General features: G+C 49.0%; 19 protein-coding genes and 1 tRNA gene. 18 read left to right on the forward strand and 2 right to left on the reverse strand.

Features of this window, described 5'->3' with window-relative positions; genetic code table 11:
* The 17 genes from B5D40_RS11120 to B5D40_RS11210 form a co-directional block, all read left to right on the forward strand.
* Positions 1-664, forward strand: a 664-nt coding sequence (locus B5D40_RS11120; protein WP_268762585.1) for an EF-Tu C-terminal domain-related protein, incomplete at its 5' end; no start/stop codon positions are given.
* 9 nt (positions 665-673) lie between these two features.
* Positions 674-826: a 50S ribosomal protein L33 gene (gene rpmG, locus B5D40_RS11125; RefSeq protein ID WP_073305726.1), complete on the forward strand. Its 153-nt coding sequence runs from the start codon at positions 674-676 to the stop codon at positions 824-826.
* Between the two features lie 10 nt (positions 827-836).
* Positions 837-909, forward strand: a tRNA-Trp gene (locus B5D40_RS11130).
* Positions 910-933: 24 nt separating this feature from the next.
* On the forward strand, positions 934-1,122 hold the full coding sequence (gene secE, locus B5D40_RS11135) for a preprotein translocase subunit SecE (RefSeq protein WP_073305724.1): 189 nt from the start codon (positions 934-936) through the stop codon (positions 1,120-1,122).
* Positions 1,123-1,127: 5 nt separating this feature from the next.
* A complete protein-coding gene (gene nusG, locus B5D40_RS11140) occupies positions 1,128-1,667 on the forward strand; it encodes a transcription termination/antitermination protein NusG (RefSeq protein ID WP_073305722.1) in 540 nt (179 codons plus the stop codon).
* Between the two features lie 24 nt (positions 1,668-1,691).
* Positions 1,692-2,117 (forward strand): 50S ribosomal protein L11, encoded by a 426-nt coding sequence (rplK, locus tag B5D40_RS11145; RefSeq protein WP_078776961.1) that lies wholly within the window; start codon positions 1,692-1,694, stop codon positions 2,115-2,117.
* A gap of 37 nt (positions 2,118-2,154) precedes the next feature.
* On the forward strand, positions 2,155-2,841 hold the full coding sequence (gene rplA, locus B5D40_RS11150) for a 50S ribosomal protein L1 (RefSeq protein WP_073305718.1): 687 nt from the start codon (positions 2,155-2,157) through the stop codon (positions 2,839-2,841).
* A gap of 10 nt (positions 2,842-2,851) precedes the next feature.
* Complete coding sequence (rplJ, locus tag B5D40_RS11155; protein ID WP_078776962.1) at positions 2,852-3,367, forward strand: 50S ribosomal protein L10; 516 nt, start codon at positions 2,852-2,854, stop codon at positions 3,365-3,367.
* Between the two features lie 60 nt (positions 3,368-3,427).
* Positions 3,428-3,802 (forward strand): 50S ribosomal protein L7/L12, encoded by a 375-nt coding sequence (gene rplL, locus B5D40_RS11160; RefSeq protein WP_078776963.1) that lies wholly within the window; start codon positions 3,428-3,430, stop codon positions 3,800-3,802.
* A gap of 103 nt (positions 3,803-3,905) precedes the next feature.
* Positions 3,906-8,282 (forward strand): DNA-directed RNA polymerase subunit beta, encoded by a 4,377-nt coding sequence (gene rpoB / locus B5D40_RS11165; RefSeq protein ID WP_078776964.1) that lies wholly within the window; start codon positions 3,906-3,908, stop codon positions 8,280-8,282.
* A 1-nt stretch (position 8,283) separates the two neighbouring features.
* Positions 8,284-12,759 (forward strand): DNA-directed RNA polymerase subunit beta', encoded by a 4,476-nt coding sequence (rpoC, locus tag B5D40_RS11170; protein WP_078776965.1) that lies wholly within the window; start codon positions 8,284-8,286, stop codon positions 12,757-12,759.
* A 72-nt stretch (positions 12,760-12,831) separates the two neighbouring features.
* Positions 12,832-13,215 carry a 30S ribosomal protein S12 gene (gene rpsL / locus B5D40_RS11175; RefSeq protein ID WP_073305713.1) on the forward strand — a complete coding sequence of 128 codons (384 nt, stop codon included), beginning with the start codon at positions 12,832-12,834 and terminating at the stop codon, positions 13,213-13,215.
* 12 nt (positions 13,216-13,227) lie between these two features.
* A complete protein-coding gene (gene rpsG / locus B5D40_RS11180) occupies positions 13,228-13,704 on the forward strand; it encodes a 30S ribosomal protein S7 (RefSeq protein WP_073305712.1) in 477 nt (158 codons plus the stop codon).
* A gap of 1,130 nt (positions 13,705-14,834) precedes the next feature.
* Positions 14,835-15,914, forward strand: a complete 1,080-nt coding sequence (locus B5D40_RS11195) for a tyrosine-type recombinase/integrase (RefSeq protein WP_078776968.1) — start codon at positions 14,835-14,837, stop codon at positions 15,912-15,914.
* A 311-nt stretch (positions 15,915-16,225) separates the two neighbouring features.
* Entirely contained in the window at positions 16,226-16,876 is a 651-nt protein-coding gene (locus tag B5D40_RS11200) for a hypothetical protein (protein ID WP_143394495.1), read from the forward strand.
* Positions 16,877-17,014: 138 nt separating this feature from the next.
* Positions 17,015-17,683, forward strand: coding sequence for a zinc ribbon domain-containing protein (locus B5D40_RS11205; RefSeq protein ID WP_078776970.1), 669 nt, complete (start codon positions 17,015-17,017; stop codon positions 17,681-17,683).
* A 29-nt stretch (positions 17,684-17,712) separates the two neighbouring features.
* Positions 17,713-18,672, forward strand: coding sequence for a YARHG domain-containing protein (locus B5D40_RS11210; protein WP_078776971.1), 960 nt, complete (start codon positions 17,713-17,715; stop codon positions 18,670-18,672).
* Between the two features lie 146 nt (positions 18,673-18,818).
* Here B5D40_RS11210 and B5D40_RS15370 read toward each other — a convergent pair whose 3' ends face one another.
* Together B5D40_RS15370 and B5D40_RS11220 are read right to left on the reverse strand one after the other, a co-directional pair.
* Positions 18,819-19,043 carry a hypothetical protein gene (locus B5D40_RS15370; RefSeq protein ID WP_143394496.1) on the reverse strand — a complete coding sequence of 75 codons (225 nt, stop codon included), beginning with the start codon at positions 19,041-19,043 and terminating at the stop codon, positions 18,819-18,821.
* A gap of 165 nt (positions 19,044-19,208) precedes the next feature.
* Positions 19,209-20,252 (reverse strand): Rpn family recombination-promoting nuclease/putative transposase, encoded by a 1,044-nt coding sequence (locus tag B5D40_RS11220; RefSeq protein ID WP_158222177.1) that lies wholly within the window; start codon positions 20,250-20,252, stop codon positions 19,209-19,211.
* 650 nt (positions 20,253-20,902) lie between these two features.
* On the opposite strand from B5D40_RS11220, the gene B5D40_RS11230 reads away from it, so the two are divergent.
* Positions 20,903-22,954 carry a family 43 glycosylhydrolase gene (locus B5D40_RS11230; RefSeq protein ID WP_233134315.1) on the forward strand — a complete coding sequence of 684 codons (2,052 nt, stop codon included), beginning with the start codon at positions 20,903-20,905 and terminating at the stop codon, positions 22,952-22,954.
* The last annotated feature ends 11 nt before the right edge of the window (positions 22,955-22,965 follow it).

Genomic DNA, 22,965 nt, shown 5'->3' on the forward strand with positions numbered 1-22,965 from the left:
CGCGCTGAAGGCCCTCGAAGGCGACGCGGAATACCAGGAGAAGATCATGGAACTTATGAACGCCGTCGACGAATACATTCCGCAGCCGCAGCGCGAAGTGGACAAGCCGTTCCTGATGCCGATCGAAGACGTTTTCACGATCACTGGCCGCGGCACCGTCGCGACTGGCCGTATCGAACGCGGCAAGATCAACCTGAACGACAAGGTCGAGCGCGTCGGCCTCGGCGACACGGTCGAATACGTCGTAACCGGCGTCGAGATGTTCCGCAAGCTGCTCGACGACGCCCAGGCTGGCGACAACGTTGGCCTTTTGCTCCGCGGCGCGGAGAAGAAGGACATCATCCGTGGCATGGTCCTCGCCGCCCCGAAGTCCGTCACCCCGCACGCCCATTTCAAGGGCCAGATCTACGTTCTGAAGAAGGAAGAGGGCGGCCGCCACACGCCGTTCATGAACGGGTACCGCCCGCAGTTCTACTTCCGCACGACGGACGTGACAGGCACGATCAAGCTCCCGGAAGGCGTCGAGATGGTGACCCCGGGCGACACCGTGACCATCGACGTGGAGCTCATCGCCCCTGTAGCGATGGAACAGCAGCTCCGCTTCGCCATCCGCGAAGGCGGCCGCACCGTCGGCGCCGGCTCCGTAACCGAAATCATCAAGTAAGGAATAACAATGCCAAGAGAACTCATTACGCTCGAATGCACTGTTTGCCATCAGCGTAACTATGATTGCGACAAGAATAAGCGACTTCACCCCTCTCGCGTGGAGTACAAGAAGTACTGCCCATTCTGCCGCAAGCATACAGTTCATAAGGAAACCAAGTAAGGACGGTTTTAGGTCGGTAGCTCAATTGGTAGAGTCACGGTCTCCAAAACCGTTGGTTGGGGGTTCGAGTCCCTCCCGACCTGCTTCCTTTCTTACGGAGTCATGATATGCAAAAATTACAGCAATACATCAAAGAAGTTGTCCAAGAGATGAAAAAGGTCAATTGGCCTAGCTGGGAAGAACTGAAAGGTTCGACTTTGGTTGTAATGCTTTTTAGCGTAATCATGGGCTGCTATATTGCTGCGCTTGATTTAGGGCTTTCCTTTGTTGTCGATAAACTGTTAGGACGTGGGTAATACTTATGTTATGGTATGCGGTCCATACGTTTTCCGGTCAGGAAAGCACCATCAAGAAAAACATTGAAATGTTGATTGAACGCGAAGGTGTTCAAGACAAGTTTGGACGGATTCTCATTCCTGAGAGAACCGTACAAGTAAACGTCCGAGGAAAGCGCAAGACGGTGTCTCAGAAGCTTTTCCCGGCGTATTTGATTATAGAGATGGAGCTGGACGAGCTCACCCAGCACCTGGTAACCTCCGTTCAGGGAGTTACCCATTTTGGAGGAACCAGTCGTCTGAATAAGATACCGATTCCTCTTCGTCAGAGCGAGGTCGATAGACTGCTTGGCGTCGAAACTCAAGACGCTGGGCAGGATGTGATCCAGAATCCGTATATTGTCGGTGACAGTGTTTCCATTAAGGATGGTCCGTTCAAAGGCTTTGTCGGCACGGTGGAAGAAATCCTCACAGAAAAGAACAAGCTTCGTGTGACGGTTTCTGTTTTTGGCCGTTCCACGCCAATCGAATTGGGCTTTAACCAGGTGGAAGCTGCATTGCAATAGCAGATTCTGAAACGGAGAAATACAGTGGCAAAAAAAATTGCAGGTTATATTAAACTTCAGATCCCCGGCGGGGCAGCAAACCCGTCTCCTCCGGTAGGTCCTGCTTTGGGTCAAAAGGGCGTGAACATCATGCAGTTCTGCAAGGCGTTCAATGCTCAGACTCAAAATGAAAAGGGAATGATCATCCCCGTGGTCATTACAGTTTATGCCGACAAGAGCTTTACTTTCATCACGAAAGTTCCTCCTGTAGCGATTCTTGTTAAGAAAGCTGCCGGCATTGAAACTGCCTCGGGCGAGCCGAACCGTAAAAAAGTCGGCAAGATCACCAAGGCGCAAGTCAAGGAAATCGCTACCAAAAAGATGCCTGACTTGAATACAAATGACATTGAAGCCGCAATGCGCATGGTTGCGGGCACCGCACGCTCTATGGGCGTCGATGTTGTCGACTAATCAGGCTGACCTTAACCCTATTTCTGACAGGAAAACCATGTTCAGAGGAAAAAAGTATAAGAAAGTAGCTGAAGCTTTTGACCGCGCGCAAGCGTATGGTCTGGAGCAGGCGCTCGAAATTCTTAAAAAATCCGAGGTTAAGTTCGACCAGACTGTCGAGCTTCATTTCAATCTCGGTGTAGATCCCAAAAACTCCGATCAAGCTGTCCGTGGCACGGTTGTGCTTCCGAACGGTACCGGTCGTCAGGTTCGCGTTCTCGTGTTCTGCAAGGACAATAATTTCCAAGCGGCACAGGATGCTGGAGCTGATTACGTTGGTGGAGCAGACTTGGTCCAAAAAATCCAGGAAGGCTGGCTTGAATTTGATGCGGTCGTTGCGACTCCCGACATGATGCCGGTGATTAGTAAAATCGCTCGAGTTCTCGGTCCTCGTGGGCTTATGCCCAGCCCGAAATCCGGAACAGTGACGATTAACGTCGCCCAGACTGTGAAGGAACTCAAAGCTGGTAAAATTCAGTACCGTGTGGACAAGGGCGCGAACATTCACGCTCCGGTCGGCAAAATGTCTTTTTCGAACGCACAGCTGATTGAAAACATTAAGGCTGTCATCGATTCCGTTCAAAAGAACAAGCCGCAGACCGCCAAGGGCACTTATATCAAGAGCCTCTTTATCACGGCAACAATGACGCCGAGCCTCAAGTTGGACTTGAGCATTACGCGATAGGAGATAAACGATGAAAGCTGTAGTTAAAAAACAACAGAAAGTTGATTCTATCGTTAAAGAGTTTGAAGGCACTGCTTCAATCTTCCTTCTCAACTACGAGAAGATTCCGGTTGAACTCGACAACAAACTCCGTATGAATCTGAAGTCCAAAGGCATCAAGTATCTCGCGGTCAAGAACACTCTCTTGAAGAAGGTTCTCGAAAAGATGGGCGTTGTCGGTCTTGACGATGCGCTCAAGGGTGCGACATCTGTTATGGTTGGTCCTGCAGATGATCCGATTAGCCCGGCCCGGGAAATCGAAAATTTCCACAAGGAAAATCCGGATTTCCTCGTTGCCAAGAGCCTTTACCTCGACGGTGCTGTCAGACCGGGATCCGATGTCGTTGAACTTTCCAAGATCCCCGATCGTCAGGGTATGCTTGCCCAGTTGGTCGCAATCATTCTTGGACCGGGTTCGACTATTGCGGGTCAGCTCAAGTCTCTCACGGAAAAACTGGAAAAGGAACAGGCCGGAGCATCCGCCTAAGTTCTCAACACAACCATTCACAAACAACTTTTCAAAACGGAATAATTGGAGAAAAACATCATGGCAACAGATATCAAGGCTATTGGTGATCAAATCGCGGGTCTTACCCTCCTCGAAGCCAAGCAGTTGGCGGACTACCTCAAAGAAGCGCACGGCATTGAAGCCGCTGCTGGTGGCGTTGTTGTCGCCGCTGCAGCTGCCGCTGGCGCTCCTGCTGAAGAAAAGTCCGAATTCGACGTTGTTCTCGCCGAATGCGGTGCGAACAAGATGGCTGTTCTTAAGGCCGTCCGTGCCATCACCGGCCTCGGCTTGAAGGAAGCCAAGGAAATGGTCGAAAAGGCCGACAGTGTCATCAAGGAAGGTGCACCGAAGGCTGACGCCGAAAAGATGAAGAAGGAACTCGAAGATCTTGGTGCCAAGGTCGTTCTGAAGTAATGCCTTCAAATCGCTAATTCGAATTCACCAAAACGCCTGCACGCTTGTGTGGGCTTTTGGTGTTTTTCCCGTGTTTTAGTTTTTCACTGGATGAGGTTTTAAAATGACGGAGCGAAAGAATAATTCCTCCAATAAGTTCCAATTGGAACTTCCATATCTGGTCGAAGTGCAGAAAGCTTCATACGATCACTTCCTCCAAAATGACGTTCCTCCTGAGAAGCGTCTCAAAGTAGGCTTGGAACGTGTTTTTCAAGACATTTTCCCCATCACAGACTTGAAAAGGCTTTTTGCCCTCAAGTACGAAGGATACTTCTTTGGAATCCCCAAGTACAGCCTTCGGGAATGCCGTGAACGCGGGCTGACGCATTCCGTTCCTTTGCACGCCAATCTTTCGTTGCAGGTTTTTGAAGAAGATGGCGAAGATCGCAAGTTGAAGGAAGAAATTAAAAATGACGTTCTGATCTGCGATTTGCCGATCATGACGGAAAACGGGACTTTTATCATTAACGGTGCGGAACGCGTTGTCGTTTCCCAGTTGCATCGTTCTCCCGGTGTGAGTTTTGACGAAGAAATTCTTCCCAATGGACGTTCCAATTACAAGAGCCGCATCATTCCTCATCGCGGCGCATGGGTTGAATTTAATACAGACGGCGATGTTCTCTATTTGATTATCGACCGCAAAAAGAAGATTCCGGCGACGGCGCTTCTTCGTTGCATCGGTTTTGAAACGACTGGCGACATTATTTCGCTTTTCTACAAGAATTTGGAAAAGGTCACCCTGCATGCGGGTGATATGGAAGAGTATTATGGCCGCATTGTCGCCGCGGACGTCATTGACGAATCGTCGGGCGAAGTGCTTCTGGATGCGAACCGGGTGTTCGACGACAAGTGCGCCGCTCGTCTGACGGAAAGCGGAGTTTTTGACATTTCTTTCATCGCGGAAGATGAAGAAAATATGCTGGTGCACAACACCTTGCTTGCGGACAAGTGCAAGACCAAGGAAGATGCCCTGAAGCTCATTTATTTTGTGATGCACCAGTCGCAGGAAGAAGCGCCGAATATGGCGACTGCGCAGATTGCTTTTGAAAGCACTTTCCTGGACGATCCTCGTAAATACGACCTTGGCGAAGTCGGGCGTTACCGTTTGAACGCCAAAGTCTATACGCCGTCAATCGAAAAAATTCTTGCCGACACCGGTCTTTCCAAACCGTCTCTGACGACGATGACAATGACCGAAGCCGATTTCCTCGGTATTTTTGAATACATGGTCGGCTTGTATTGCGGTGCCGAGGGCTATGTTTTGGACGATATAGACCACTTGGGCAACCGCCGCACCCGTTCTGTCGGGGAACTCGTCGCCAACCAGCTCTCGGTGGGACTTTCCCGCATGAGCCGCGTCATTCGCGAAAACTTTACTTCGGGCGACAATGAAACCCCGACGCCGCGTGACCTGGTGAATACCCGCACGGTGAATTCCGTCGTTCAGGCGTTCTTCAGCTCCAGCCAGCTTTCGCAATTCATGGACCAGATGAACCCGCTTTCGGAATTGACGCACAAACGCCGCCTTTCCGCTTTGGGTCCGGGCGGCCTTTCCCGCGAGCGCGCCGGCTTTGAAGTCCGTGACGTCCACTACACGCATTACGGTCGCCTTTGCCCGATTGAAACGCCGGAAGGCCCGAACATCGGTCTTATCAACTCGCTGGCCACTTACGCTGTGGTAAACCACTTTGGATTTATCGAAACGCCTTACCGCATTGTCGGATTGCAGAAGTTCAAAGCGGCAAATGGGAAGACGCTTTATTTCCCCGAAGAAAAGTGGCATTTCGGCTTGTTCAAAGGTTTTGTCCGCGAACCGCGCCTTTTTGTCCAACTGGAACTTTCCGCAAAGGAAATGGCCGAGGCTCGCTCGAATCTGGATGCCAATCAGCGCGTTCTGTTCGATTCTTTTGTGAACAAGGTCTTTGAATTTAAAAACGAAGACGGCTCGAGCGACTTTATTCGCAACGGCAATCCGCTGGAAGCTTTCAAGGGCAAGGCGGACTACGTTTTGCAATCTTCGACGGTTTACGATGTGGTTTCTTCCTTTGTCGTTTATTTGACGGCGGACGAAGAAGACGCTTTCAACATCGCTCCGGCGAATACCGAATTGAAAAATGCGGCGTTCGACCCGCTTTTCGAATCGATGCTGAACAACGCTTCTACGGAAGAAGAAAAAGCGGACATCCGCGACAGGCATCAGCTGACTTCCTTTGTGGAAGACTTCGTCATGGTGCGGGAAAAGGATGAATATCCGTTGAAGGCCCGTGTGATTGCGGGCGGCGAAATCGACGAATCCGACGACTTTGAAAAGGGCGTTGTGCCGAAGTTCAACGTGAACTCGGTGGACAGCGAAGCTCTTGACGGGCGCATCCAGCTGATGGACGTTTCTCCGCAGCAGATTATTTCGGTCGCTGCCGGCTTGATTCCGTTCCTGGAGCATGACGATGCGAACCGCGCTTTGATGGGTTCCAACATGCAGCGCCAGGCTGTGCCGCTGCTCCGTTCCGAAGCTCCTGTGGTCGGGACCGGTCTGGAACGCCGTGCCGCGTTGGATTCGGGTACCGTTGTGCGCGCCAAGCACGATGGCCGAGTCAAATTCGTGGATGCCATGACCGTCGTCGTGGAACGCGGATCCTTGAATGCATCCGGTGAATTCCAGCCGTTGGAAGGCCTCGGCGAAAATTTTGAATTCCTCGATCACGAACCGATTGACGAATATATTCTTCGCAAGTTCGAACGTTCCAACCAGGATTCCTGCATCAACCAGAAGCCTGTTGTCAATGTGGGCGACTTTGTGAAAAAGGGCGATGTCCTCGCCGACGGTGCCTCGACGGATCACGGCGAACTCGCTTTGGGCAAGAACATTCTGATTGCCTTTATTCCGTGGAACGGTTACAACTACGAAGACGCCGTCATCGTTTCCGAAGAGCTGGCGATTAAAGACGCTTTCACCTCGATTCACGTGGAAGAATACGAAGTGGAAGTCCGTGAAACCAAGCGCGGTCCGGAAGAACTGACCCGCGAAATACCGAACGTCGGCGAAGAAGCGCTGAAGAACCTTGATGAACGCGGCATTATTCGCGTCGGTGCAGAAGTCCACGCAGACGACATTCTCGTGGGCAAGGTGACGCCGAAGGGCGAAACGGAACTTTCTCCGGAAGAAAGACTTCTCCGTGCGATTTTCGGTGAAAAGGCCGGCGACGTGCGGGACACTTCCCTGGTCGCGCCTCCGGGCATGAAAGGCATCGTTCTGGAAACCCGCGTCTTTAGCCGCAAGGATCACAACGATAAGAAGAGCCGTGCGGAAGATCAGGAAAAAATCAACGACATCAAGGAAAAATTCCAAGCGGATATCGACAAGATCAAGATGACTTGCGCTGCCGCAATGCTGGAAATGCTTTCTGGCAAGGTCTCGGGAAATATCGTGGATTTCGATACGCATGAAGTCCGGATTCCCGAAGGAACAACCTTGAACGAAAGAATGCTGAACAGCTTGGATTTCCTTTCGATTGCGCCGTCTTCGACGTTTGCTGCGGACGATGCGGAAGTTCAGGAAAAGGCTTCCAGCCTTCTTTCCGTTGCCCGCGATTCGATCGATCGCTTGACCCGGACGATGGAAAAGGAAATCGACAAGGTGACGAAGGGCGACGAATTGAAGCCCGGCGTTCTCCAGACCGTCAAAGTTTACATCGCCAAGAAGAAGAAACTTCAGGTCGGCGATAAGATGGCGGGTCGTCACGGTAACAAGGGTTGCGTTTCCAAGATCGTCCCTGTCGAAGATATGCCGTTTACCGAAGACGGTCGTCCGATTCAGATTTTGCTGAACCCGCTAGGCGTGCCTTCCCGTATGAACGTGGGACAGGTTCTCGAAGTCCATTTGGGCTGGGCGGCCAAGGTCCTCGGCATCAAGGTAGCGACTCCGGTGTTCGACGGTGCTTCTTTCGATGATATCGTCGGCGAATTGGAACGCGCTTACCAGAAAATGCCCGTCGTTTCCTACAAGATGGATCCGGAACACGGACAGATTATCGGCAAGGCCAAGCTTTATGACGGTCGCACCGGTGAAGCGTTCCTGAATCCGGTCACCATCGGCTATATGTATTATCTCAAACTCGGTCACTTGGTCGAAGACAAGATCCACGCCCGTTCTATCGGCTCCTATGCGCTCGTGACGCAGCAGCCTCTCGGCGGTAAGAGCCAGTTCGGCGGCCAGCGTTTCGGTGAAATGGAAGTCTGGGCTTTGGAAGCCTATGGCGCCGCCTATACGCTGCAAGAACTTTTGACCGTGAAATCCGATGACGTGATTGGTCGTTCCAAGATCTATGACGCCATCGTCCACGGAAAGAACACTCCGGAACCGGGAATCCCCGAATCCTTCAACGTGATGATCCGCGAAGTGCGTTCGCTCTGCCTCGACATCAAGACAAGTGGAGAAAAGTAATATGTCAGAAGAAACTTTCGATTATTCTGAAAACAACAGCGGTGAAGTTTCGATTCACCTTGCTTCTCCAGAATTGATCCGTCAATGGTCCTTTGGTGAAGTAACCAAGCCCGAAACGATCAACTATCGTTCTTTCAAGCCGGAACGCGACGGCCTGTTCTGCGAACGCATTTTTGGACCGGTCAAAAACTGGGAATGCAATTGCGGAAAATACAAGCGCATCCGTTTTAAAGGCGTTGTCTGCGACCGCTGCGGCGTGGAAGTGACCCATTCCAAGGTTCGTCGTGAACGCATGGGGCATATCGAACTGGCCATTCCGCTGGCTCACGTTTGGTTCGTGAAGAACCAGCCGTGCGTCCTCGGGGCGATTTTGAACCTCGACACCAAATCCCTGGACAACATCATCTATTACGAAAAGTACATCGTGCTGGATCCGGGCGATACCGATCTGAAGCCGAACGAATTGATCGATGAAGCCAAGTATCTCGATTTGGAAAAGGAAGGCCGTCATTTCTCGGCAAAGATGGGCGCTGCTGCTTTGAAACAGCTTCTTGCCAACGTGGATTTTGTCGAACTTTCGGACGAACTCCGCTTGGAAGCCGCTTCGAAATCCAAAACCAAACGGGACGACGCCATTAAGCGCTTGAAGATTGTCGAAGCCTTCAAGAAATCCCAGATGGACGATTTCTATTCCTATTACGCGAATTTGGACGGGAAAAAGAACAGCGACCTCCCCTGGGTGAAAGATATCGCCGACGCCGTGGAAGACTTCAAATTCGGCGTGATGAATGCCGATGGCGACCGCAAGGGCGGCTATGCTGCCAAAACGGAAGGAAAGGAATTCAACCTGCTCGATGCGTTCTGCGAATTCCGCAAGATGTATCCGGCGCAAGCCAAGGGACTTTCCAATCAGCCGGAATGGATGATTCTGGACGTTCTTCCCGTGATTCCGCCCGACCTGCGTCCGCTCGTGCCGCTTGACGGCGGTCGCTTTGCGACTTCGGATTTGAACGAGCTTTATCGCCGCGTCATCAACCGCAACAACCGTTTGAAAAAACTGATCGACATCAAGGCCCCGGACGTGATTCTTTGCAACGAGAAGCGCATGTTGCAGGAAGCGGTGGACCAGCTGTTCGACAGTGGACGTCGCGTTGCCCGCGCGGGTTCCAATCGTCCGCTCAAGTCCCTCTCCGAGCTTTTGAAGGGCAAGCAGGGACGTTTCCGCATGAACCTTCTCGGTAAGCGCGTCGATTACTCCGGACGTTCCGTGATCGTCGTGGGGCCGGAACTCAAAATGCACGAGTGCGGTCTGCCGAAGCGCATGGCTTTGGAACTTTACAAGCCGTTCATCATCCAGAAACTGGAAGAAACGGGAACGGTTTACACGCTGAAGGCCGCAAAGAAATTTGTCGATGCCGAAAAGCCGGAAGTCTGGGATATTCTTGAAGGCGTCATTGAAGACCATCCGGTCATGCTGAACCGTGCGCCGACCCTGCACCGCTTGGGCATTCAGGCGTTCTATCCGAAGCTCATCGAAGGCAACGCCATTCGGCTTCATCCGCTCGTCTGTACGGCTTTCAACGCCGACTTTGACGGTGACCAGATGGCTGTGCACCTTCCGCTTTCTTTTGAAACGCAGTTGGAATGCCGCGTGCTGATGCTTTCTTCGAATAACATTCTTCACCCGGCTTCCGGTTTGCCGATTGCCGTTCCGGGGCAGGATATTGTTCTTGGCCTCTATTACATTTCCAAGCCGCGTCCCAATCGCAAGGGCGCAGGAATGCGTTTCTACGATGCCGCCGAAGCCCTCCGCGCTTACGACAACGGCAGTATCGATTTGAACGCCGAATGCTACCTGCGTCTCCCTGCGGGAAGAAAAGTCTATATGGGCGCATTGGAATCGGACACCCGTTGCGAAATGGAGCAGCCCGACGACAAGGGAAATGTCGAAGTGTTCGTCAAGAAGGGCGAAAAAATCAAGTTCCTCACCCTTTTGGAACCGTCCACCATCAAGACGACCATGGGCCGCATTATTTTGAACGAAATCATTCCGAATGCCGTGGGCTATGCGAACGAGACCTTCGGCAAAAAGGTGATTGCGAAATCCATCGACGACCTGTATCGCCGCACGGGCAACCAGGTTACGGTGGAATATCTGGACGATTTGAAGGCTCTCGGTTACAAGTGGGCCGCGATTTCCGGGTCTTCCGTGGCGATTGCCGAAATGGTCATTCCGCCCGAGAAGCAGCAGCTTTTGGATGAAGCGACGGAAAAGGTGCACCGCATTCGCGAACTTTACGAAGACGGTGTGATTACCGACGGCGAACGCTACAACCAGATTATCGACGTCTGGTCCAAAACGACGAGCGACGTCTCTGCAAAACAGTGGGATTTGCTCTCTCACGACCGGGACGGTTTCAACCCGGTTTACATGATGGCGGATTCCGGCGCGCGTGGTAGCCGCGAACAGATCAAGCAGCTTTCCGGTATGCGCGGCCTGATGCAGAAGCCGACCAAGCAGCTCGGCGGTCAGGAAGTTATCGAAAACCCGATTAAGTCCTGCTTCCGCGAAGGCTTGAACGAAATGGAATACTTCATTTCGGCGCACGGTGCCCGTAAGGGTCTGGCCGATACCGCTCTGAAAACGGCGGATGCGGGTTACTTGACCCGCCGTCTCGTGGACGTGGCGCAAGACCTGGTCATTGTGGAAGAAGATTGCCACACGGACAAGGGCATCGACATTTCCGCCTATAAGGATGGTGACGATACCATTATTACGCTGGAAGAACGTTTGCTCGGACGCGCTCCGGTCGAAGATATTGTGCATCCGGTGACGGGCGAAGTCATTGTCAAGGCCGGCGAACTGGTGACGGAACGCGACCTCCCGAAGATTTCGGCGACCGGTCTGGAACATATTCACATGCGTTCCGTGCTGACTTGCGAAGCTCGCAACGGTGTCTGCGCCAAGTGCTATGGCCGTATGCTGGCTTCTGGCCGTCCGGTCGATTTGGGCGAAGCTGTCGGCGTGATTGCCGCCCAGTCCATCGGTGAACCGGGTACGCAGCTGACCCTCCGTACATTCCACATTGGTGGTGCTTCTAGCCGCTTGACGGTCGAAAATTCAAAGAGCGCTCCCGTTGACGGTAAAGTGGAACTGGAAAACGTCAATACGCTGGAACATGACGGCAACAAGGTCGTGGTCAGCCGGATGGGCGAACTGGTCATTTTCGATTCTACCGGCATCAATAAGGGCCGCTGGCAGATTCCGTATGGCGCAACGCTTTATGTGGCCAATGGCGATTCGGTGAAAAAGGACGCCAAACTGTTTGAATGGGATCCGTACACGAGCCCGATTCTCAGCAACGCCGCCGGTAAAATCCAGTTTGTGGACTTGGTCGAAAATACGACTTACCGTGTAGATAAGGACGATGTGACCGGCGTGGAAACGTGGGTTGTCATCAGCGACCGTCACGGCAAGCGTCGCCCGGCCATCAACGTTATCGATAGCGATGGCTCTCGCCTCGGTGTCTATTACCTGCCGGATGGTGCGGTCCTTTCCGTCCATGATGGCGACATGGCCGTTCCGGGAGCAATCCTTGCCAAGTTGCCTCGCGCAGTCGGCAAGACGAAGGACATTACCGGCGGTCTGCCCCGCGTCGCGGAACTTTTTGAAGCGCGCATCCCGAAGAATGTCGCGGTGATCGCTCCGATTGACGGTGTCGTGGAATACGGCAACGAAGAGCGTGGCAACCAGAAGGTCATCATCAAGAATGCCGAAGAAGAAGCGAGCGTGCTGGTCCCGAGAGGCCGTCACCTGGCCGTTCTCGAAGGCGACCGCGTCCGCAGAGGTCAAAAAATCTGCGATGGTTCCGTGGATCCGCACGATATTCTCCGTGTGCAGGGCCCCGAAGCCGTGCAGCGCCATCTGGTGAATGAAATCCAGGCGGTTTACCGCTTGCAGGGCGTGGCGATTGCCGATAAGCACATCGAATGCATTGTCCGCCAGATGATGCGCAAAATCAAAATTTCCGATCCTGGCGATTCCGATCTCCTTCCGGATGAAGAAATCTCCAAGGCGCGTCTGCGTATGAAGAACGACAAGCTCAGGGCCGAAGGCCGCAAGGAAGCGACGGGAACCCCGATGCTCCTCGGTATCACCAAGTCTTCGCTTGCAACCGACAGCTTCATTTCTGCGGCGTCCTTCCAGGAAACAACCAAGATCCTTACTCGTGCTGCAATTGAAGGTAGTGAGGATCCGTTGATGGGACTGAAGGAAAACGTCATCATGGGTCACTTGATTCCTTGCGGAACGGGTGCTCGCCATCTGCGTGGCGTGACGGTCATCGATTCCGATGCTGAGGCGGATGCCGCTAGTCGCGCCGCCCAGGAAGCTGACGACCTGAACGGCGGTGTCAATTTTACGATGCCGGATACCGGTTCCGAAGCCTCGGGAGACAATGAAGATAATCTCGAATAAATCGAAGGTGTAAACTTGAAATTATTCGAAAAAGAACTATATTTGGATTTCCAAAATTAGGGAATAACTAAAATGCCTACTATACAACAGCTCGTCCGCAAAGGCCGTGAAAAAATCCTCAACAGAACCGCTTCGCCGGCTCTGAAACAAAGTCCGCAAAAGCGTGGAGTCTGCACCCGTGTGTACACGACCACGCCGAAAAAGCCGAACTCCGCTCTGCGTAAAATTGCGCGTGTCCGTCTTTCCAACAAGATGGAAGTCACCGCTTACATTCCGGGCGAAGGCCACAACCTTCAGGAACACTCCATTGTTCTTATCCGTGGCGGTCGTGTGAAGGACGTTCCGGGTGTGCGTTACCACATCATCCGCGGAACGCTCGACACTCAGGCGGTGAACGGTCGCAATCAGGCGCGTTCCAAATACGGCGTTAAGAGAAAAGCTCCGGCTAAGAAGTAAAGGAAGGGCATCATGTCTAGAAGAAGAAAGACTATCCACAAGCGCACAATCGCTGACCCGCGTTATCATTCCGTTTTAATCACCGAACTTATCGGCGTCGTGTTGAAACAGGGCAAGAAGACCATCGCGGAAAAAATCGTTTACACGGCTCTTGATCTTTTGAACAAGAAGGTGGAAGGCGAAGGCTCTCCGCTGGAAAAGTTCGAAGAATGCTTGGAAAACATCAAGCCGAGACTCGAAGTGAAGTCCCGTCGTATCGGTGGTGCAAACTACCAGGTTCCGATGGAAGTCGCTCCGGATCGCGCCAAGGCTCTTGCCCTTCGCTGGCTTTTGAACGCTGCTCGTAATCGGACCGAAGCGGATATGGCCGAACGCCTTGCCGCTGAACTTGTTGCCGCCAAGAACAATGAAGGCAACGCCGTTCGCAAGAAGCAGGAAGTTCACAAGATGGCCGAAGCGAACCGCGCATTCGCCCACTTCCGTTTCTAATTTCATCAAACTCCTTGTTTTGGAAAAAGCTCCGCACCTGTGGCGGGGCTTTTTTTATCAAACGTCTTGTTTCCTTATGTGTTTAAGTTTCCCTATTTGTGAACATTTCTCGTCACCGTGACGAATGCAGGTCATTTATTCTAGCGGGAAAAATGGAGAATTATAACAAATCTTCACTAAACGATTTCAATTAAATTTTTTCAACGAGAGAACTTTTTTTCGCAAGGAGAACTCTTTTTCAAAACGTGAATGTCTTTTCTCAAGAGAGAATTTTTCTTCAAAGTGGAATGTTTCTTTACAAGATGATTTTCTTCTCGCGGGTCGCGAGGTGCTCGCCTCCCCCTATCCAGCCTCTGCGGACACGCTTTTGTTTGGCGCGCTGGCGATAAATATCGTTTGATATTTGCCGGAAAACGCTTGAGGCAACGAAATATCATTTGATATTTGCTGGAAAACGGCTGGGGCGGCAAGTTAGTGATTATGAAAAAAGTCGTTTTTTTGCTTTTTGGAGCTTCGACTAAATGAACAAAGGCATTTTTTTGCATTTTGGGTCTTCGACTAAATGAAAAAAGTCCTTTTTTTCGCCTTTTGGAGCTTCGATTAAATGAACAAAGCCGTTTTTTCGCATTTTGGGGTTTCGATTAAATGAACAAAGGCATTTTTTTTTTGCATTTTGGAGCTTCGACTAAACGAACAAAGGCATCTTTTCGCATTTTGGGCCTTCGACTAAACGAACAAAGTCCTTTTTTTCGCATTTTGGAACTTCGACTAAATAAAAAATGCCTGTTTCGACGCAAAGCCGGCCTTTGTCAAATGGAACACTAGTCGTCAACGCGCTCCGTCATTGCGAGGCGCGCTAACGCCGTGGCAATCCTATCTGCAAAAAAAAGGATTGCTTCACCCCTGCGGGGTTCGCAATGACGTAAAATCCCCAGCGAGAGTTTGGGCAAATGGAAAAACGCCCAAAAATTGTCAGCGGGGTTGTGGGCAAATGGAAAAACGCCAGGCACAATAGCGAAGCAATCTCTGCGACCCACCCGTCATTGCGAGGAGCAGAGCGACGTGGCAATCTGTTTCTTTTTCGAGAATTTTTTGCAAACTTTGCACCGTAATGTAATAAAGGAGATTCCATGCAGTTCAAGGAAGCGGCGGAAAGGTGGTTTGAAAAGAAATGCTTGGGCTGGAGCGAGAGTTCCCGGGCGAAATACGAAAATATTCTGCTGAAGCATTTACTGCCGTATTTTGGCGAAGTGGAGCTGGTCGGTTTTGATTCGGCTCTCGTGCGAAATTTTGCGGAGTGCGCTCTCGGAGAGCTTGCGGTTTCCACGCGGCGTTTCGTGCTGGCGACCTTGCTGCAGATTTTGAAAGAGTCGCTTTCGCCGGAAGATTTCAATAAGCTGGATTTTCCCCATGCTGGGACGACTCGGAAGGGGGAAGCGGTTCCCCTCTCGCCAGAGGAACTGGCCGCGCTGATTGATGCGCTGGAAAAGAATGAAAACCCGAAACTGGAAAATTCGGCCCGGAGCCTTTTGCTGATTGCATTCACCGGGATGCGCTTGGGCGAAGCTTGCGCCCTGAAATTTTCGGACTTCGACTTTGTGCGGAAGACCATCAAAATTCACGGGACGCTGGAACGGCTGCCCAATGACAAGGGCGAAACGGCAAATGCCGTTGGCACAAAAGGCGCAGACGAAAATCTCGCCGCCGAAATGGAAAATGCCAAGTTCCCGAAAACCGTCCGCAAACTCTGCCCGCCGAAAAGCGAAAGCGGCCACCGGGAAATCCCCATCCCGGAAAATCTGCTCCAATGGCTGAAAAAGATGGCGAGGGACAATCCCCCGGACAGTTTTCTGGTGAAGCACGACCAGCGGACTTTGCAGAACCATTTCAAAAAGTTCCTGAAGGCGGCGGGAATTGAAGTGGACGCCCACATCCATACCCTGCGGCACTCCTTCGCCACCCATGCGCTGACTTCCGATACGGATTTGAAAACTCTCTCGGTGCTTCTCGGCCACGCCAGCACGCATACGACTCTCGACCTTTATGTGCACCCGACTTTCGAGAGCAAGCGGCGCGTGCAGGAGGCGTTCTGGAAGTTCGTGAAGAACCCGAAGCGGAAGCAAAATCAAAGCGGGCAGAGGAATGCGGGATATTGGAACGAGAATTTTGAAAAATCGGGAGGTTCCGGGCGCAAGCCGGCCCAACGGTGAATTTCGCAGAAGCGCACTTCTGCGAAAAAAGGAATTGTCTTTATATGAATAAAACACAAAGAAATCCGGTTGTCGTCCAGTTCTTCCACCCGGGTCCTCCCTATGCGAACAAAAAAGAGCCAAATGTAAAGGAATGGACGGTCGGTCCGCACACGCGGAACCTCATCTGCATGGACAACTGCAAATATGTTCAAAAAGACGGAAAACTTTCCGGGGGCAAGCTCGCGTTCTGGGGGGAATGGGAGGCGAATGGTGAAATCCAAATTCGAAAGCAAAACCGTCAGATTTCTAGTAGAGTTCTTTTCCCCCACTTGAATATCGAGGATGCCCAAAAGGTCTTTGCCCAAACAAAAGGGAAAAAGGGCGCTTGCGAACCCAAAAACTCCTGCGGTTCGAATAAACTTTGTGATTTGGGAAATTACTGCAACACGGATCCTTTCGTTTTTGGTAGCTCTTTTCGCTATTGTAACTGTCATCAAGATGCTTTCAAAACCTTGCGAAATTTGCCAAACGGATCGCTAATTCTGTTTGGTTCCTCCTCTCACGGTACTTTCTGTTTGGATACGGTATTCGTTGTTAAAGAATCAATTTCCGATTGGCAAAATAATAGGGAACAGGTAAAGAAAATGCTTGGCAAGAATTTTGACATTTACTCAAAAGTTACCCTAAGCTTTACCGATTCGAATATTCCCCTCACTTTCTATTCCGGTGCGACCTTTAAGGAATTCGATGAGATGTTTTCGTTTTCCCCGGCGAAAGTACAGTTGAACGACTCCATTCAATCCTTTGAAAAACTCAGTCTAAAAGATTTGGATATCAGAGGATTGAATTTCCTCAAAGGGCTAAATCCATTTGTTACAAAGCAAATTCAGGGAATTCACACAATCCTCGAAGGTGATAAAAATATTCGGAATTTATGGAAACGCATTCGCAATTTTGTATTGAAAAAAAACTTGTTCTAGGAACAGCCTTCCCAATGCCGAAGGAAAGATAAGGAAACAACAAATTTAACTCACCAATTCAAAACTTTTTGAGATTTCCCCAAAGGGCATTGAATAAAACATCAAACAAATATTCACTCATAATCTTAAGGAGATAAAATGTACTGTAATCAATGTGGAAAAGAAATTGCAAATGAAACGGAATTTTGTACATACTGCGGAGCATCTGTGGGAAAAGTTTGTACAGAATGTGGATCCCCGATTTTTGAAGGATCGCATTTTTGCGTTAAGTGCGGAAAGGGTATAAACGCATCTTGCCCTAAATGCGGAAAAGAATTGGAACCAGGTGTGCGTTTTTGTCCTGTTTGCGGAACGGATTCAATGAAAAAAGTGCGGAAAATTGGAACATCTTCTGCTGCGGCCAATTCCCCGATACTTCAGAATATGAATGTTGACTTGATTCTTAAAATTTCAATATTTGTACTCCTAGGAATACCGCTAATACTTATCATGATTGCTCCAGGTTGTTGGTTCAATGGTTTTAAACTTATTGCCAATATTTTTAAGATGATGGATCATGTTCCAGAAGACATTATCTATGTTATTTGGGTTGCGGTTTTTCTTGGACTTGGCACCCTATGTGCGGTAAAGACTGCCAGAAATAGCCACAATTTTATCCTCTTCGCTGTTCTTTCCGGATTGACGCTTATTTTCACAATTCTAATCGGAGTAGTTACTGATATTGAATTAATTGGAATGCTTGTAACAACAATTATTCTTTTAGCTTGTGCAAGCGTGTTGTCCTTCATTCTGCAGAAAAGACAATAATCATTGGTAAACCGCTTCATGGAGAAAAAATGATCCGTATCTTTTCTTTTATTTCGAATAAGTCATTAGCCCTGTTGTTTTTTATGAGTTCGCTTCTTTTTGTCGCTTGCAAAAGTGATGAAGAAAAATGTAAAGAAGGAGATTGGGAGGCTTGTGGGCGTGAAATTGTAAATGTAGCCATGGAAAATTTTCAGCGTGGTTTGAATGAAACTGTAAAAACAAAAAAAGATGGAAAATTTACGGATTATTATAGCAATGGAAACATGAAAATTAAGGGAGCTTACAAAGACGGCATGAAGCATGGTCGTTGGAGAAAATGGGATAGCGAAGGAAATCTCATTTACGATGGCTCCTTTAAATATGGAGAAAAGGAAGGATTTTGGCAAGAAATAGAAAATGGAATCGAATCGAAGGGAAAATATAAAGGGGGAAAGAGATTTGGTTTATGGGAAGAAACATCTCCCTTGTCACAAGCCAAAGGTTCTTATGTAAATGGAAAAAGAGACGGTTTTTGGGAAGAAAGTTATGATGGTGAGACCTATAAAGGAAATTACAAGAACGATGAGAAAGATGGTGTATGGGATGAAAACGGGGAGAAAATTCGTTACAAGAATGGAAAGGTGGTTTCAGAATCAAACAACAAGGAGCAACCAAAAGAAACTTTCACAAATAGTTCCCATCCGGTAATTGGCGAAGCCCTCTTTGCGAATCTCTCAAAACACAGATTGAGCGGTTCCGATTTATCGAGTTATACTAAAAGTGAACTTAGAATCTTACGAAATTCCATTTTCGCCAAGCATGGATACATATTTAAAAGTGAGGATCTTAAGATGTATTTTTCGCAATTTGAATGGTATAAGCCGGAATTTAATAACGTTAATCATAAATTGAATTCCGTTGAAAAAGAAAACATCAAAATTCTGAAACAAGCGGAAGATAACGGGAACTTATCTAGCTTAGCTAATATTCGTGATTGGCAAATCGTATAAAATGGTCGAAATAAAAGATGAAAACGTTGAAATCAGATAGTTATGTTCCATTTAATGGGACTCACTAAATCTTTTGATTATTTAAAAGGGCCGCGTTTAATAAAAAAGCTCCGCATAAAGCGAGGCTTAAGTCTTAAAAATATGAGTTACAAATTTCGAATTTCTTCTTCGGAGAGGGAGGTCTGCTTGGCGATAATATTTACAGGAATTCCCGCATCGCGGAAACCTTTCGCCATTTCCTTGCGGGCATTCAAATCGCCGATTTCAATTCCTTCGTTACGACCTTCTTCGTATTTTGCAGCAAGCGCCTTTTCTTCGGCTTCGGCGATGGTCTCGTAGCCGTAGGCTTCGGATGTCTTGATGAAGTCCATTTTGAGTTCCTCCTTTTCCTCCGAGGGGATCAACGCCTTCAAATATATAAATGTTTCCGTGATGAAGCTTTCCGCCTCCTTTCGGGGGAGTTTCGGCTTAATAGAGAGCTGAATGCCAATGAGAAAAGCCCCGCACAAAGCGAGGCTTGGATTTGAAAATGTGAATTATAGATTTCGGATTTCCTCTTCGGAAAGGCCAGAAACATTCGCAATGAGGTCTAGAGATGCTCCATTGTTTTTAAGAGCTTTCGCCATTTCCCGCCGTTCTGCATACCTGCCTTTTTCAACACCAATTTCAATACCTTCCTCCCGTCCCCTTTCCATACCAATCCCGATGCCTTCGTCGCGACCCTTTTCAAATCCAATTCCGATGCCTTCCTCGTATTTTGCGGCGAGGGCCTTTTCTTCGGCTTCGGCGATGGTCTCGTAGCCGTAGGCTTCGGATGTCTTGATGAAGTCCATTTTGAGTTCCTCCTTTTCCTTCGAGGGGATCAATGCCTTCAAATATATAAATGTTTCCGTGATGAAGCTTTCCGCCTCCTCTCGGGGGAGTTCCTTGAGCGTTCGGATGGCCGTTTGCAAGTGCGCGTGCATCGTCTCGCTGTGGAATACGTATTTCATCGCGACGAGGGCGAGCGCGATTTTCGGCGACAATTTGTCCATTTCTTCGGTTGTGAATGCGTTCCCGATATCGACAAGCTCCAGTACGAAGGGGAGTCCTATCCGGTGGTAGTATGCCGGATAGTTCGGGAACATCGTTTTGTTTTCCAGTGCCCAGCTTTCCCTGCCGTTGTAGAAGACGATGGCGACGGTCGGGATGTTCCTCTGGTTTTTCGCCATGATGTGATACCAGTACTTGACGAGCTGAGCGGTGATGTTCGGGTCCTTTGAAGACTTGTGCTCCTCGAGGATGCCGACGAGGAGGTCGGCGGAGCGTTCTTTTTCGAATTGTTCGGAATCGCGATTTCTTTCGCCATCGGCGATCTTGACGGTGAACGCCAGGTCCGCGTAGCCGAAGCTTTCCGTGTCGCTGAAGGACTCCGAAATTTCCGTGAGGGTCGAGAGGTCCACGGTCTTCAGGAATTCGGCGAGGCTTTCGTTGTGCCTGGCGGCGAGCCTCAGGAGTTCCGCGGCGCGTTCCGGAGCCTTGAAGACGGAGCGGAAATAGGAATCGTGCCCGGTGCGGGTGTTTGCGTTGTTTTCTTTCATAGATTTCCTCGTTGGAATGCGGACTTCCCCCAATGAAAGCCCATGATGTACAACGCGCGAACGGGCGATTTTAGGAAAATTTTTTTCTGTAAAATGTTTTTTTTGCAACGTTCCTTCTGGGAATGTCGCATCCGAATTTATAGCAAGCTGCGTGGGCAACAAAGTGATTTGCGCATTTTCGTGTGTCTGAATGGAGTGGCTAAACCGCATCTTCCGTTTCACGCAGAATGCCGACTTCTTTCTCAAAAAGAGACTCCCCTTTGGCGAATGATCAAAACCGGACTTTTTGTAAAAAAATTGGCAAATGAGTTTTTTTTACATTAAAGAAGAACTCATGCAAGGAGGTCTCCATGGAAAAATTGTTCTCTTCTTTGCTGTTGACAAGTTGCGCATCTACGACATCGGGCAGAGTGTCTAAACCGGCAAAAGGAAAATTTTCATAAACATAGTGCAATTTGTAGTAAAATGTTTTATATTGTCTTTTGTGATTGTAGTAAACGTTGTAGTAATTAGACGTGACAATTCATCGTTCAAAAAGGAGTGCTTATGAATATCAGAAAACGAAGTGGCGGAAATTCCGCAGAAACGTCGGCATTTTTTTCAAAAATTTTAAACTAAAAATTTAACATCAAAAGGGTAATTCAATGGGAATGTGGTTGTCTATAAAATCGGCAATGATGAAATCGGTGCTTTTTCTAGGGCTTGCGCTTGCGACGAATTCGATGGCGCAAACGATACAGAATGATGAATTTTGGAAAGATACCGATGGAAATTTTATCTACTCGCAGGGTGGGGGAGTATTGCAAGTGGGCGATACCTATTATTGGTATGGCGTCAAATATAACGGTGCGGTCACTTATGCGGCAAATCCAACAAGTAAAAATAGCGACATCGGTTTTGCGGGTGTGACTTGCTATTCTTCCAAGGATTTGGTCAATTGGAAATTTGAAGGTATTGTTTTAAAACCGGATCAGGCTGCTGCGGGGTGGTTTGGTCGCATTGGTGTTGCTTATAACAAGAATTCCAAAAAATACGTGCTGGCTGGTCAAGGAGGAAGCCCCAGTTGGGAATTTGGCGAATATTTTGCCACCAGCGATTCTCCTACAGGTCCGTTTAAATTCGCTCGCGTTCAAACGGATTTGAGTTTCTTGGTGAATGGCGGAACAGGTGACCAGACTGTTTTTCAAGATGATGATGGAAAAGCTTACATCATCTGCTCCAATGTGAAAGGTCGAACTAATTTGTATGTATCCCAACTCCGGGATTCCGATTTTTTGGAAATGGAGGCGTCCAAAACAGTGAATATCCATAAGAGCCGCGTGGGCGGTCGTGAAGGGAATGCCATGTTCAAACACGATGGCGTGTATTATTTCTGTTCCTCCGATTTGCACGGTTGGAACACCTCGCAAACGTACTGTATGTCGGCGACGAATATCTTTGGGCCTTATAGCGAGGAATTTGTATTGGAAGGCACGCAACACGATTTTAGCCATGTGACGCAAACGGGATTCTTCATTATGGTCAATGGCACGAAGGGTTCTTTTGTCGTGAATGCGGGTGATCGTTGGAGCGACTTTGCAGGAAACGGTCTCGGCTTTAACCAATGGCTTCCCATTTCTTTTGAAAGCGGAAAGCCGGTTTTCCATTCCTTAAGTCAATGGAATATCAATGTGAAAGAAGGAACATGGTCGGTGGGACAAGGAAACAATTATTGCTTGAATCCTTCTTTTGAAGCGGATCGTGTAAATCAAACGTGGCTAACGGGATGGAAATTGGCAAGTACTAGCAGTGAAAACATCAATAACTCCAAGAAAAAGCGCACTGGTCGCTGGAGCCTTTATTTGACAGGGAAACAGACGGCTTATCAAACGGTAAATGTTCCCAATGGTACATATAAATTAAGCGGTTATGTGCAAAGTAGCGGTGGTCAAAATTCTGTCAAGTTATTTGCCAAGGATATCGGAAGTGGAGAAATAGCGGCCAATATAACGGCAAATTCAAGTTGGACAAAAGTTCAAACCGCAACTTTTGAAGTAACATCAGGAAAAGTGACGTTGGGCCTTGATGTAAACGGCTCCTCTGATCAGTGGGTCGCCATTGACGATATTGAACTGATTCAAGAAAAAAGTACAGAAATCACGTTGCCCGAAATCAAGGATTTGGACGTAGTCAGTAAAGATTCTGTGATTTATGAAGCGGAAGAAGGCTACATCGGCAAAGGCGTTGTGGAATCCTTGCATGAAGGATTTTCAGGTGAAAGCTATGTGAATTTGGATAACGAGGTCGGAAGTTTCTTGCAAATCGCCGTATGGAATTCTACTTCCGGCAAGCGGGATTTTAAAATCGTTTATGCCAACGGCGGCAAAACTTCCAGGCCGGTACAGATTCTCGTAAACGATTCGATTCAAATAGATTCTCTCGATTTGTCGGTGACAAGTGATTGGACGGATTGGACCGAGAAAACTTTTTCGCTTGGGTTACCGGAAGGCAAAAGCATCCTGACATTTAAATCGCTTACGGCAGATGGAGCTCCGAACTTGGACCGCATCGAATATGTAATCGAAGACGTCACCGCTATACGAAAAAGAAATATTTCGGCTGGTTTAAAAATGCGAAAAAACGCCCGTGCATTCTATATCAACGGACGTGCGGTTAATGAAAATCGTCCCCTTCCTTCAAAAATGAAGGTATATTTAAAATAAGTTTTTGGAGT

Source organism: Fibrobacter intestinalis, assembly GCF_900167415.1.
Taxonomy (GTDB): Bacteria; Fibrobacterota; Fibrobacteria; order Fibrobacterales; family Fibrobacteraceae; genus Hallerella; species Hallerella intestinalis.